Here is a 14,074-nt window from a genome sequence, read left to right as displayed (position 1 = left end):
TCAAAATTAGTAGAAATTTAAAAACAAAAATATATATATAAGCTCTGTTCATTACGTACTTCTTCTGAGGTTAATACATAAAGATTGAATCAAAATTAGACAAATACAATTTTTGTGTTTGTAGCAGTTCTATTTGAGTTGTGAAATATTAATTATGACAAGAGAGTTAGTGGGTAGCTTCTTCCATATCTTTGTTCATAAATCATTTAGGATTTGTATGTCTAATTTTTTTAAGAATGTAAAAAATTTAAAGGATAATTACCATGAATACTGTTTTAGTTGTTGAAGATGGCTTAACAGATATGGAAATAATCAGCCGTTACTTGCAACAGGCTGGTTATTCTGTGATTAGCGCTACAAGTAGTGAAGAAGCTCAAGACAAAATAGATAAAAATAAGCCAGACCTAATATTTCTTGACGTAATTCTACCAGGAAAAAGCGGCTTTGAAATTTGCCGAGAATTGAAAAATAACCCTATCACTAGCAAAATACCTGTAGTTTTCTGTTCTACAAAAAATAGCGATGTAGATAAAATTTGGGGTAATATGCTCGGCGCTGAGGGTTATCTATCAAAACCAATTGACCGAGAGGAATTAGTGGTAATTGTGAAGCAATTAATTAATAAATATTAATTTAGTAGCTTAACACTCAAAAAAAATTACTACTCTTCATTTCTAACCAATGCAAAATTAAATCATAACGGCGACAGTTCCAAGACATCGCAACTCACATGCGTCAAGCGCCAGACCTTGATAAACTACTCAAAATTACTGTAGCGCAAATTAGAGAAAAAGTTGGCTGCGATCGCGCCTTAATTTATCAGTTTACTTCTCTTGATTCAGGTAATGTTTTAGCAGAATCTAGAACACTCGGTTGGACACCGACTTTAGGCGAAAATATTCCTGGGATTATTTTTGGTTTATATACCAATCAAGACTATCTAGAACCTGTAGTTATTGACGATATCAGTCAGATTCAACTTACCCCTTATCAAAAGCAACTGCTAGATAAATTTCAAATCAAAGCTAGTTTGAGTTTACCGATTGTAGTAGAAGGTAAAGTCTGGGGGCTACTAGCAGTAAATAATTGCTATTCAACGAGGCAGTGGCAAGAAGTAGAAATTAGCCTTTTATCTCAAATTACAACAGAACTGACTTACAGGTTACAAAGTTTTGAATTCAAAAGAGAAGAACAACAGCGAATACTAGCAAAAAAATCGGTAGCTAAAGTTATCGATAAAATTTTGCGGGCATCAAGTGTTGATAAGATTTTTCAAACAACCACTCAAGAAGTACGTCAATTACTAAAATGCGATCGCGTCGGTGTCTATCGTTTCAACTCTGACTGGAGTGGCGAGTTTGTCGCTGAGTCAGTAGGTAGTGGCTGGATAAAAATGGTCAGCCCTGATTTTTATATGGTGTGGGAAGATACCCACTTACAAGACACCCAAGGAGGACGTTATGCCAAGGGTGAAAGCTATGTGGCCAAAGACATCTATAAAATGGGTCATGCTCAATGCCACATTGATATTTTAGAGCAGTATGAAATGAAGGCTTACATCATTGCGCCCATCTTCTCTGGAGAGAAACTATGGGGTTTGCTGGGAGCTTATCAAAATTCTGGGCCTCGTGATTGGCAACCTTGGGAAGAAAGCTTTGTAACTCAAATTGGGCTGCAATTTGGCGTGGCTATCTCACAAGGTGAATACCTGGAAGAAATGCATAAGAAATCTGAACAACTAGCTCAAATAGTTGAACAAGAAAAAGCTTTTACTAAGATAGTAGGCCGCATCCGGCAATCTTTAGATGTAGATAGCATCTTCAAAACAACCACTCAAGAAGTGCGTCAATCACTACGATGCGATCGCGTCGCAGTCTATCGCTTTAACCCTGACTGGGGTGGCGAATTTGTGGCTGAATCTGTGGGTACTGGTTGGACAAAGCTGGTAGGGCCTGATATTAAGACCGTTTTGGACGATACCTACTTGCAAGAAACTAAGGGAGGTAGGTATGTTAAAGGCGAAAACTTTATCGTTAATGATATCTATGAAGTAGGGCTTGCTCCCTGCCATATTGAGATTTTAGAGCAGTTTGAAGCCAAAGCTTACATAATTGTTCCGATATTCTTTGGGGATAAATTGTGGGGTTTGCTGGCAGCTTATCAAAATTCTCGCCCCCGTGAGTGGGAAACCTGGGAAGTGAACTTTTTGATTCAGACTAGCTTGCAATTTAGCCTAGCTAAATCACAGATAGATTATTTGGAATTAGTTCGGTTGAAATCTGAAAAACTAGCTCAAATAGCAGAACAAGAGAAAGCTGTCACCAAGATCAGTAACCGCATCCGGCAATCTTCAGATGTAGAAGAAATCTTCAAAACAACCACTCAAGAAGTAAGGCAATTACTGCGATGCGATCGCGTCGGTGTCTATCGCTTCAACCCTAATTGGACTGGTGAATTTGTAGCAGAATCAGTAGCTCATACTTGGGTGAAACTTGTAGGCCCCGATATCAAGACTGTCTGGGAAGATACCCACTTACAAGAAACTCAAGGAGGTCGATATGCCCAAGGGGAAAACTTTGTTGTAAATGACATCTATCAAATAGGTCATTCTCCTTGCCACATTGAAATTTTAGAGCAATTTGAAGTCAAAGCTTATGTAATCGTTCCTGTATTTGCTGGCGAGCAACTGTGGGGATTGTTGGCAGCTTATCAAAATTCTGGAACTCGTGATTGGGAAGAATCGGAAGTCACCTTGTTAGCACGTATTGGCAACCAGTTAGGGCTGGCATTACAACATACGGAATATTTGCAACAAGTACAAGCACAGTCAGCAAAATTAGCAGAAGCCGCAGCACGAGAAAAGGCAGCCAAGGAGTTACTACAACAACGATCTATTCAACTCCTAACAGCCCTTAGACCTGCCCTGAATGGTGACTTAACAGTACGCGCACCCATTACAGAAGACGAGCTAGGCACGATCGCTGATGCTTACAATAATACTCTGCAAGCACTCCGCCAAATAGTTCTTCAGGTACAGGGGGCTGCTCAACAAGTTGCCCAAACTTCTAGCAATAGTGAAGCTTCACTAGCGGGACTGACTAATTTAGCACAACAACAATCTGAGGAAATTACCGCAGCATTAGGCGAAATTCAACAGATGGTGGACTCTACTCAAGCTGTGGTGACGAATGCCCAGTTAGTGCAAGTAGCGGTGCAACAAGCCAATGAAACTGTTGAGTCTGGCGATACTGCGATGAACTTAACTGTAAAAGCAATCCAAGGAATTCGTGAAACCGTTGCTCAAACCAGCAAGAAGATTAAACGCCTCAGTGAATCTTCGCAAAAAATCTCCAAAGTGGTGAATTTGATTGGTAATTTCGCTACACAGACAAACGTACTGGCTCTGAATGCAGCTATTGAAGCCACCCGTGCTGGTGAATATGGTAAAGGCTTTGCAGTTGTAGCCGATGAAGTTCGTTCTTTATCTCGCCAGTCAGCAGCAGCAACCATCGAAATAGAAAAATTAGTTCAGGAAATTCAAGCAGAAACTGGAGAGGTTGCAGTAGCAATGGAAACTGGTATTCAACAGGTAGTAGAAGGCACAAATCTAGTCAGTGATACTCGCCAAAACTTGAATGCGATCGTTTCTGCAACTGCCGAAATTAGTCAGCTAATCGAGCGAATTACCGCAGCAACTCAAAAACAAATGACGCAATCTGTAACAGTCACAAAATCAATGCAAGATGTAGCAACAATTGCTAATAAGACTTTTGCTGAGTCTCAAGAAATTGCAACTGTGTTTCAAGATTTATCAGGGATGGCACAAGATTTGCTAACAACTTCTAGTAAGTTTAAAGTCAAATAAATTTTAGATTTTGATTATGAATGAGGACGATTATAAGCGGAGAATAAAGCAGTAGTATTGCAATTAATCCGCTTAGAAAAAGACCTTCTACACAGCTGAACGGTAGATGTCATTGGCAAGCAGCTAATCCGTTCAGCAACATCTGTGAGAGTTAAACATCGATCAGCTTGTTGTGGTAAATCAATCCCTTCCCTGCGGGATGCTATGCGAACGGGGAATTAAAAATGAAAAATTAGAAATTAAGAGTTAAAGATTGCACACTGAAATTCTGGCAATGATAGTTGCATCAATCAAAACTTTACACAACAAATCCAAAATTTAAAATCTAATCTAAATATATGATTACTGATGCTGCAATTCGTGAACAAGGATATATCTACTTTCTGGCTGAAGCCCCAGAATTAATACAAATTATTGAACAAGAACTATTTAGCTTATCAGAAGGTTATAGTACCGCTAAAGTTCATAATTTAATGCGTGCTACTCATACACTGAAAGGTGGCGCTGCTAATGTTGGGCTAGAAGTAATTAAAATGATAGCCCATTTCTTAGAAGATGTATTTAAGGCTTTATATAATCCTAAAGTAAAAGTCGATGCTGAATTACAAACACTTTTACTACAAGCTTACGAGTGCCTGAGTATAGCATTAAATACTGAGTTAATAGGCAGCACTGTGAATGATGAAGAACTACTCCATCGAGCTACTTCAGTGTTTGCACAATTACAAGAAAAGCTGGGTGACGCATTTGGCGATGAGGCTCATATTCCCACTTCTGAGGAATTGGGGTTTGATATTGTTCAGTCGGTTTTTGAAGTGGGAGTAGAGCAACGTCTAAACAGTATTGCTGAAGCTGTCAACAAGCCACCAAGTAGTGAAGAGTTTATTGATTTTTTACACTCTCAAGCTGAAGTTTTTCTCGGTTTAGCAGAATCTCTAAATTTACCTGGATTGGGAGAAATTTCCCAAACAATTCTGTCAGCACTCCAAGCAAATCCCGCCCAGGTGCAGCAAATCGCAGAAATTGCCCTTGCAGATTTACAACAAGCACAAAAGTTGGTATTAGAAGGCGATCGCACATCTGGCGGAGAAACTTCTCCAGCTTTGCGAAAACTCACGATAGTGGCGAATAATGAATTATCTAGGGAATGGCAAAATAACTCATATTTTGGTAAATTCGACGAAGAAAAATTTTACCAGTTTCTGACTACATCTGATAATAAAAACGAATCTGTAAAGCCAATAACTGCTAAGTTTTATTTAAAAGTAATTCGCTATATTTTTGGCTGGTTTAATCACGAGGTAGAAATACCAGAGACAGAGCTTAATCTGAATTTATTGCTTCCCAACTTAGAAAGAAAAAATCTACTTTATTACATCGAAAGTTGGCTGAAAAATTTTCTTGATTTCATCCAAGACGAGGAAGATAGCAAAAGTCTTTCTATTTATCGGAATGGGATTATTTTAATCGTTTTATTTGCAGTAACAAAGTTTCAGTATTCTGTTATTAAAACTGACAGTTATCTGTCGATAATCAAAATATTGCAAAACCGAATTCATGCATTAGCAGAAGAGTATAAAAACTATCCTCCTGTTACTAGCAAAGAGATAAATTGGCTTGATAGTCCCAAGTTACAATCACTGTTAGTTATTAGAGAAATACCCCAATCTGTATCTTCTCCAATTACCGATCACCTACTAGAGACAATATGGGGAGAAGAAACTAGCCAAAACTTTCTAGAACAAGTGGTGACTACCACGGTTGATGATTATTCAGAAAAGGTCGATTCATTAATTGTTAATGAGCAAATAACTATAGATGTTCCTGAAACAGCTATTGAGACCATGCCTGATTTAGCTACACAAATCAACAAAGAAATAGAAGATAAATCACAGTATATTCAAACTAAAAACTTTCGCCAACCTTCATTTATTCGAGTAGATACAGAAAGGCTACAACACCTCAATTATCTAGCTGGAGAGTTGCTGATTTACCAAAAACGGCGTAGTTTGCAAGATGAACAAGTCCAAGAAATAATTGAGCAATTAATCCGGCAAATTACTAGACATCAAACAACTTTAAATGAATTACGTGATCTACCATTACAAATACCAAATATTGCTTCACAACAAACGCAAAATTTTGCAGTGAAGTTTGACTCTTTAGAAATGGATGTATATACAGAATTTCACATGACATTGCATGAAGCAATAGAAGAGACACTGCAACTACAAGAAACCACAGAATCTCTTGAGTTGCTTGTGACGCAAGCTGCTCAAATTAGTGACAAACAAGAGAATTTAACTCTTAATATTATAGAAAGTTTAGTAGAAGCACGAATGTTGCCTTTGGGTAATATCCTAAATCGTTTCCCTCACATGGTAAATAAGTTTGGGAATATTTATGCCAAACTTGTAGAATTAAAGCTAACTGGTACTGAAGTACTAGTAGATAAAGCGATCGCAGAAAAACTCTACGATCCCCTGTTACATTTAGTCCGTAACGCTTTTGACCACGGTATTGAAACTCCGCAACTTCGCCGTGAACTTGGTAAACCAGAACAAGGGTTAATAGAAATCCGCGCCTATCATCAGGGTAGTCAAACTGTCATTGAAGTTCGGGATGATGGTCAGGGATTGAATTTAGACAGAATTCGCAATAAAGCTGCTGAATTCTATCCCATACAAAATGAAGACAAAATTAAAAGTTATGCTTCTAATCTGGCTGAACCTGAACTTTTAGACATAATATTTTCACCTGGGTTTTCTACTGCTAATAAAGTAACTGAAATCTCCGGGCGCGGTATGGGGTTGGATATTGTGCGGACTCAGATGAATGCACTTAACGGCTCAATTTCAGTACAATCTTTACCCAACCAAGGAACAATATTCATACTCAAAATTCCTTTTTCTATGACTACTGAAAAACTAATGTTGGTTCAAGCCAAAGGTGTTGTTTATGCCCTTCTTTTGGACAGCATCGAAAAAATACTGATTCCCTCTGAACAGCAGATCAAAGAAATTGAAGGTCAAAAAGTCTTGCATTGGAACACAGACAATGATGAGACTATGGTTAGCCTCCGCCAACTTTCAAAGTTGATTGATTATAATGATTCATTCTTGAATACTGGCACTAAATACAATACATCCAACACTGCTGACTCTAACATAGCGATAAATCCGGTGCTTTTGCTAAAACGAAATCAGGGAATGTTTGCTTTAGAAGTTGACCAAATAATTGGTGAACAAGAACTAGTAATCAGACCTTTAGGAAATGCGATCGCACAGCCAAAATATATTTATGGTTGTAGTAGTTTAGCTAATGGTAATCTTATCTTAGTGATCGATGCTTCCGTACTGGTAGAGTCTAATAGCCTCCAGCTAACAACACTTGATATCATGGCGTTACCAATAGCTTCTTCCTCAAATAAAAAAGCCTTGGCGATATCGGGAGACACTTTTGTATCTACACCATTACTTCCTGCATCTACTTCTACCAAAACTATAGAAAACCAACCAAGTGATTTTCAAGAGTCAGATAATAAATCACCAAAAGTTGTTTTAGTAGTAGATGATGCAATTAGCCTGCGCCAAACTATCTCTCTAACTTTGCAAAAAGCTGGCTATCAAGTAATACAAGCTCAAAATGGTATAGAAGCTCTAGAAAAGTTGCAGTTACATCCAGAAATTCAAGTCGTCGTTTCCGATTTAGAAATGCCGCGAATGAATGGTTTTGAGTTGTTGGGTAATTTTCGGCAATACCCCAATTTAGCAAAAATACCTGTAGTTATTCTCACCTCTCGCAGCGCTGAAAAACATCGCCAGCTTGCTCAAGAGTTGGGTGCAAAGGCTTACTTGACCAAGCCTTATTTAGAGCATGAGTTTCTTTCTACAATTAAGGGTTTAATTCACAGTAGTAATACAGATAATTTTAACCATTTACTTATGGTGGCACATCATTAAAATTAATCTTGTTTTAATTGGGTGCTATCAAGCAATACGCTTGGGTTAAACATTTTTTCTTTTCTCTCTGTTTTCTCTGCGCCTCTGCGGTTCGTTAAAAATTTAACCTTGATAAAGAGTTGCAGCCTTAACTGAACCGTATTGCAATATAACCTTGCAAGAATTGGAGAGCTACCATAATAAAGTTGCCCACCAGAGAAACCGAGAAAATCAAGCTAACGTTAACCCGGTCGCTCAAAGGATAAGACACTTAGGATTTGAAGCAACAGCTAATCCTAATTTTCCTTTTATTTACGCTAATTTACCTCAAAGAGTTATTAAGCAATTAGAATCCTGGGAGGAAGTCATTAAAATATCTTTGGATGAAGTTAATAAGGCTCAATAAGAGATAGCTCCGTTAACCATAGGCTTGAATATTGTCTATAATCGGCACATTTTAATGAGTAGCAATTTGGGTTAATTAGGCATTGAGCCGAAATGCATGGACTGAAAGTTTTACTGGACGAGATCGCCTTAACTACTAGGTAGATTATTTGGATCTACACCTAGAGAACGTAAATACTGCGCTAATTGTTCAGCCCTTTGTTGTTCTTGTTCAGCCCGCGATCGCTCTTGTTGCGCTTGTTCTCCATCTGTCAAATAGCGATTTCCTTGCTCATCATACCAACATAAAAATTCCTGTTGTATGCCGGCAATTACACCTTGATGTCGCCCAATACCTAACCCCACCTCTGGCATCAAATAAGGTTCACCTATTTGTAGTTGGTAATTTCCATCTATCAACTTATACGCTTCAAAGGGTTGATGTTGATCGCGTCGCCAAAATTCGGGGTTATAAATTACGTAGTACAATACACCGAGTTTTCTGTATATATCTAACTTCTCGTCATATTCACCTCCTGGGGTGTGGGATACCATTTCTAATGTAAATATTGGAACTATGCCATTTTCTTCCCAAACCGCGTAACTTTTGCGTGATTTACCTCCCTTTTTCCGTTCTACTCCCACACTTAAAAAAGCATCTGGTACTACAGGTACTCTGGGATTTATGCCTGTGGTGTGATACACTCCCATATCTACTCCAAAGTACCAATCTAGGCGGTTTGCCCAAATGGAGTTAAGTAAGAAGAGTAAAATGTTGGGCAAAAAGTTTTGATCTTCGTTATCCACTGGCGTATCGTCTGAACAGGGAAGTTCATCAGTAGTTGGTAACGCATTTTTGAGATCAGGTGAGAGCATAACCGTTGTCTCGCTGGCGTTTGATGCCCTTATTATAAATGAGTGACGGAAAGTTAGCGTTTGGGTGCAGGTTCGCCGAACTTAATTAAAAGTGCGATCGCAATACTAACAAGCAAAATTAACGTCATACTTAAAGCTGAACCAAATCCCCAATTTTGGGTTGCTCCCAAAAACTGGTTATAAACTAACCGCGCTGCCGTCATACTAGAAGCACCGCCAAGTAATTCTGGATCGACAAAATCCCCCAAGCCTGTGATGAATACAAGCATAGAAGCAGCCGTAATTCCAGGCAAAATTTGTGGTACGGTTACTTGGAAAAAAGTTTCCACAGGATTCGCACCTAAATCAGCCGCCGCTTCTAGCAACCGCTTGTCTAGCTTTTCGAGAGAAGCATATAAAATCAAAACCATATAGGGTAACAAGCTGTAACTCATGCCAATAAATACAGCTTGACTCTGATTAAGTAATTGCAAAGTAGGCAAGCCGAGAATGCTGAGTAAACTGTTCAATAAACCAGTAGGGCGAAGAATTGTAATCCAAGCATAAGAACGAAGTAGCGAGGAAGTCCACAAAGGTAAAACAAAGGCTAATAGCAGCAAATTCCGCCAACGTTGCGGTGCTATCTGAGCAATCCAATAGGCGACGGGGAAGCCCAAAATTAAACAAATTATTGTAGTACCAAATGCAAAAAATAGCGATCGCACAATTACTTGCACATAAAGCGGATCGAATATTCGGATGTAGTTTTGAAATCCGTTAGGATTAACTAAATCTCCCGGTCGGATGTCTGCAACTAAACTTAACTCGAAAATTATCAAAGTTGGCAGCACCAATAAAAGTAATAACCAAATCCCCGATGGTGCAAGTAATACCAAAGGTTGCAGCCAATTTCCTGGTAGGCGATTCAATTCTTCTATTTTGGAAATCTCATTTTTTTCAATATTCATAACTTATAATTTCTAACTCCTAAATTTTGTACAGACGCGATTAGTCGCGTCTCTTTTAACTCTTAATTTCCACTATCTTAACTGCTAGTTAATTGAGTCCAATAGCGATCGTAAACCTCTTCAAAGTCTCCTACAGGAGTAACACGTTCACAATTGGTTAAAAGCGACTCTGAAGGAAATAAATTAGTATTGTTTTGAATTGCTGTTGGTAATTGCTCAAATCCAGCCCTATTAGGTGTAGAAATACTCAGACGCTGACTAAGTTTTGCTGCTAACTCTGGTTGCAGAATCATGTTGATCCAAGCATAAGCTCCAGCTAAGTTAGGGGCTGTTTTAGGAATTACAATAGTATCTGTCCATAACGAAGAACCACTGCGAGGAATTACATATTTGAGTTTAGGGTTTTCTTGAGATATTCTCACCGCATCTGCTGAATAGCACATTGCTAATAGCAAATCTCCTGCCAGAATTTGATTTTGCCAGGCATCGGTATCAAAACGTGCGATCGCAGGTTTTAGCTCTTTCAACTTTTCATAAGCTTGTTTGATTTCTTGTTCGTTTTTCGAGTTGTAAGAATAACCTAGCATCCGTAATGTCGCACCCATGACTTCTCGAACATCATTAAGCAAGGTCATTCGTTGATTTAGTTGTTTTTGGTTCTGCCAAAGGTAATCCCAGTCTTGTGGCGCATCTTTGATTTTTTCGGAATTATAAAGTAAACCTGTTGTTCCCCAATTAAAAGGGATGCTATATCGGTTATTGAGGTCATAACCAGGATTCTGAAACCGGGGGAATAAATTCTCTAAACCAATTAAGCGATCGTGATTTATTTCTGTTAACAAACCTTTGTCTACCATCTTTTGCACCATGTAATCAGATGGATAGATGATGCTGTACGTGCCACCGCCTCCAGCTTGCAACTTAGCCAGCATGACATCATTGGAATCATACACATCTGCTAGCACTTTCATCCCAGTTTGAGTACTAAAAGTTCTCAGTAATTCTTGATCGGTATATTGTGTCCAGGTAAAGATATAAAGTTGGTCACGCTGACTAGAAGTATTAGAATTAGCACGGACTTCAGCCAACCTCCAGCCACAACCTGCTAAAGATAAGCTAGAAAGTGCTGCCACCCCTTTAAAAAATTGCCGTCTGTTAGTCATTAAGTTAGAAGTTATTCATCGACAACTTCTAGATTACGGTATACTTCGTAGTCCCTGATGTGATTTCCTGGGGTAAATGTATCATTCTTAACACTTACCAAACGTATCCTTTTATTTTCAGGCGATCGCCCGCTACGCGAATATAACGCTCCGCAAACGTTGAGATGTAGGGCTTTCGTCAGAGTTAGCTAAAGACTTTATTTTACTTTCAGACTTAGTTAATCTATGATAGTTATCCTCCCTCAAGAAGATCCTTGAATGAAAGGAGTTTTTCACCATACGGGTATCAGTAGGATAAGAAATCAAAAGTTTTTGCAGATGGAATTATGTAGACTTTGAGTATATGGCTTACACTAGTAGGTTTATCATCATACTTTTTTCTTATAGCTTCAATCAATCGGCTGTTATGCTCTTATCAAGAAAGCCAAACAAGTTTGTAGAGAATTGCGGCACAAAGTATTTAAATATGTTGTTAAACATTTGTAAACTGTTAGCAGCCGAGTAGCCGCGTGTCACATCTTGTTAAGGAATTATCATGAGACAACTTGTTATCGCTGAACGCGTATGCCTGATTGGTCATATCGTGTCGAAAGCCTTTGGACTGGTAGGGATGCTACTAGTCGTACCTAATGCTGAAATAATTTTCAACTTATCGCAGGTTGGAGAAACTGCCGTACAGTTAAGTATGGCTGGCGGCGGTGTAGTTGATATCATTTTGGGGACAATAGCTGTCTCTATTTATGCCTACCGGACGCTGGGATTGGGAACTTGGCTAGCATTTATGCTGCCGGCTATGTTTATCTCTTTGGGAAGTGAACTACTGGGAACCAGTACAGGTTTTCCATTTGGTGATTATAGCTACTTGAGTGGTTTGGGTTATAAGATTGCGGGGCTAGTTCCTTTCACAATTCCTTTATCTTGGTTCTATGTTGGGCTGTCGTCTTATTTAATTGCAAGAACTGGTTTGAAAGTGGCTCAAAAACCCAGTTGGGGTCGCCATATTGCGGCTATAGCCGTTGGTGCTTTACTCTTCACTTGTTGGGATTTTGCCCTTGAGCCAGCTATGAGTCAAACTTCTCTGCCTTTCTGGTATTGGGAACAACCAGGAGCTTTCTTTGGGACACCTTACCAGAATTATGCAGGTTGGTTTGGTACTAGCGCCTTGTTTATGAGTGTGGCAGGCTTGTTGTGGAGAAATACATCGATTAAATTAGAGCGATCGCAACTCAATCTACCCTTAGTCGTTTATTTAACTAACTTTGCCTTCGCCGCCGGACTAAGTTTAGCTGCTGGCTTCTCCATTCCTGTATTGCTCGGCTTATTCCTTGGTGTGGTTCCCGCCGTGGCACTGTGGTTAAGGAGTTCAACCACAGCTACTCAAGTTGCTATTGAACCAGTAAGCCAAGAAGTATCAGTAGCAAAGGTTGAAGTTGCCTTGAAATAGCCTAGAAATTGCGGAGTGGGAAATGGAGAATGGGAAATAGAGTAACAGGGATTAGCAATTCCCAATTCCCAATTCCCAATTCCCAATTCCCAATGCCCAATTCCCAATGCCCAATGCCCATTTATTTTGTATAGTCGCAATTTTAATTGATAAGTATTTTGACAACAGTAGACAACGCTTTAATATTAGAAAGTGCCATATCCCTTTTATTCCTACTTATCCAAGTACCAGCAACGGCAATTTTGTTTTCGCGTTTGCTAAAGGGGCCAAGAAGGCTACCACCAATAAAACCGCAGCAGCCAACGCCAGAGCTTTTAGGTAAGGTTAGTGTCGTAGTTCCCACACTGAACGAAGCGCTTCGTATTAGCCCTCTGTTAGCTGGTTTAAGTCAGCAAAGCTACGAAGTAAGGGAAATTATTGTCGTGGACAGCAACTCCAGTGATGGTACACCAGACTTAGTAAAAGCGAAACAGCAAAAAGATCCGCGTTTTCGCGTGATGACAGATGATCCTTTACCCTCTGGTTGGGTGGGGCGGCCTTGGGCGTTGCATAACGGTTTTTTATATAGTTCTGAGGGTAGTCAGTGGTTTCTAGGGCTAGATGCTGATATTCAACCACATCCTGGCTTGGTTGCCAGTTTGGTAAAAACGGCCGAAGCACAAGGCTATGACTTGGTTTCACTTTCACCTCAGTTTATCCTCAAATATCCAGGCGAGTGCTGGCTACAACCAGCTTTGTTGATGACTCTGCTTTACCGATTTGATCCTGCTGGAATCAATGCAGAGCAGCCTGAACGGGTGATGGCAAATGGGCAGTGTTTTTTGTGTCGTCGCTCAGTTTTAGCTGCTGTGGGTGGTTACAGCAGTGCAAGTAGTTCTTTTTGTGATGATGTCACCTTGGCACGAAATATTGCTGCTCAAGGGTATAAAGTGGGCTTTTTAGATGGCGCAAAGGTGCTGAAAGTCAGGATGTATGAAGGGGCGATGGAGACGTGGAAGGAATGGGGGCGGAGTCTCGACCTTAAAGATGCAACTTCTCGTTCTCAGTTATGGGGAGATTTATGGCTACTCACATCTGTTCAAGGTTTACCCCTTTTAATTGTCCTCGCTTTTTTATTGATTTCTTCCCCATTCTCGTACTCGCTACAGACGCGATTAATTGCGTCTCTACCCACTCCCTCACTTCTTCTGCTGGGACTGAATTTATTCTTGGTAGTGATTCGCTTTGCGATGCTAATTGCGATCGCACCTTCTTATGATCGCAAAAGTGCAAAAGGCGGGTGGTTATTCTGGCTTTCCCCTTTAGCTGATCCTTTAGCTGTGCTGCGAATCTTCTTGTCTGCGTTCCACAAGCCACGCGAGTGGCGGGGACGCAAGTATATATAGTTGGGAATGGGGAATGGGGAATTGGGAATTGGGAATTGGGAATTGGGGAGAATAACATTACCTCTTTCC

Annotated in this window: 9 protein-coding genes; 6 read left to right on the top strand and 3 right to left on the bottom strand. The window is 39.7% G+C overall.

Going from position 1 to position 14,074, the window contains the following annotated elements; translation table 11 throughout:
- Positions 1 to 263 precede the first annotated feature (263 nt).
- The 4 genes from VB732_RS13420 to VB732_RS13405 all read left to right on the top strand — a co-directional run bounded on the left by VB732_RS13420 (position 264) and on the right by VB732_RS13405 (position 8,212).
- The gene (locus VB732_RS13420) at positions 264 to 632 is read left to right on the top strand and encodes a response regulator transcription factor (RefSeq protein ID WP_323231338.1); all 369 of its coding nucleotides are present in this window, start codon (positions 264 to 266) and stop codon (positions 630 to 632) included.
- A 98-nt stretch (positions 633 to 730) separates the two neighbouring features.
- The gene (locus VB732_RS13415) at positions 731 to 3,865 is read left to right on the top strand and encodes a GAF domain-containing protein (RefSeq protein WP_416235747.1); all 3,135 of its coding nucleotides are present in this window, start codon (positions 731 to 733) and stop codon (positions 3,863 to 3,865) included.
- Positions 3,866 to 4,203: 338 nt separating this feature from the next.
- Positions 4,204 to 7,827 carry a hybrid sensor histidine kinase/response regulator gene (locus VB732_RS13410; RefSeq protein ID WP_323231337.1) on the top strand — a complete coding sequence of 1,208 codons (3,624 nt, stop codon included), beginning with the start codon at positions 4,204 to 4,206 and terminating at the stop codon, positions 7,825 to 7,827.
- A 154-nt stretch (positions 7,828 to 7,981) separates the two neighbouring features.
- The gene (locus VB732_RS13405; protein ID WP_323231336.1) at positions 7,982 to 8,212 is read left to right on the top strand and encodes a hypothetical protein; all 231 of its coding nucleotides are present in this window, start codon (positions 7,982 to 7,984) and stop codon (positions 8,210 to 8,212) included.
- A 128-nt stretch (positions 8,213 to 8,340) separates the two neighbouring features.
- Here VB732_RS13405 and VB732_RS13400 read toward each other — a convergent pair whose 3' ends face one another.
- From VB732_RS13400 to VB732_RS13390, 3 genes are all read right to left on the bottom strand, one after another.
- Positions 8,341 to 9,066: a Uma2 family endonuclease gene (locus VB732_RS13400; RefSeq protein WP_323231335.1), complete on the bottom strand. Its 726-nt coding sequence runs from the start codon at positions 9,064 to 9,066 to the stop codon at positions 8,341 to 8,343.
- 53 nt (positions 9,067 to 9,119) lie between these two features.
- Positions 9,120 to 10,013 carry an ABC transporter permease gene (locus VB732_RS13395; RefSeq protein WP_323231334.1) on the bottom strand — a complete coding sequence of 298 codons (894 nt, stop codon included), beginning with the start codon at positions 10,011 to 10,013 and terminating at the stop codon, positions 9,120 to 9,122.
- A 77-nt stretch (positions 10,014 to 10,090) separates the two neighbouring features.
- Entirely contained in the window at positions 10,091 to 11,176 is a 1,086-nt protein-coding gene (locus VB732_RS13390; RefSeq protein ID WP_323231333.1) for a spermidine/putrescine ABC transporter substrate-binding protein, read from the bottom strand.
- A gap of 535 nt (positions 11,177 to 11,711) precedes the next feature.
- Here VB732_RS13390 and cruF point away from each other — a divergent pair.
- Positions 11,712 to 12,620 carry a gamma-carotene 1'-hydroxylase CruF gene (cruF, locus tag VB732_RS13385; protein WP_323231332.1) on the top strand — a complete coding sequence of 303 codons (909 nt, stop codon included), beginning with the start codon at positions 11,712 to 11,714 and terminating at the stop codon, positions 12,618 to 12,620.
- Positions 12,621 to 12,778: 158 nt separating this feature from the next.
- Positions 12,779 to 14,005 (top strand): 2'-O-glycosyltransferase CruG, encoded by a 1,227-nt coding sequence (cruG, locus tag VB732_RS13380; protein WP_416235746.1) that lies wholly within the window; start codon positions 12,779 to 12,781, stop codon positions 14,003 to 14,005.
- The last annotated feature ends 69 nt before the right edge of the window (positions 14,006 to 14,074 follow it).

The organism is Nostoc sp. UHCC 0252 (genome assembly GCF_034931145.1).
GTDB lineage: Bacteria > Cyanobacteriota > Cyanobacteriia > Cyanobacteriales > Nostocaceae > Nostoc.
Note: the sequence above shows the minus strand (reverse complement) of the source record. Positions and strands in the feature narration are given on the sequence as shown.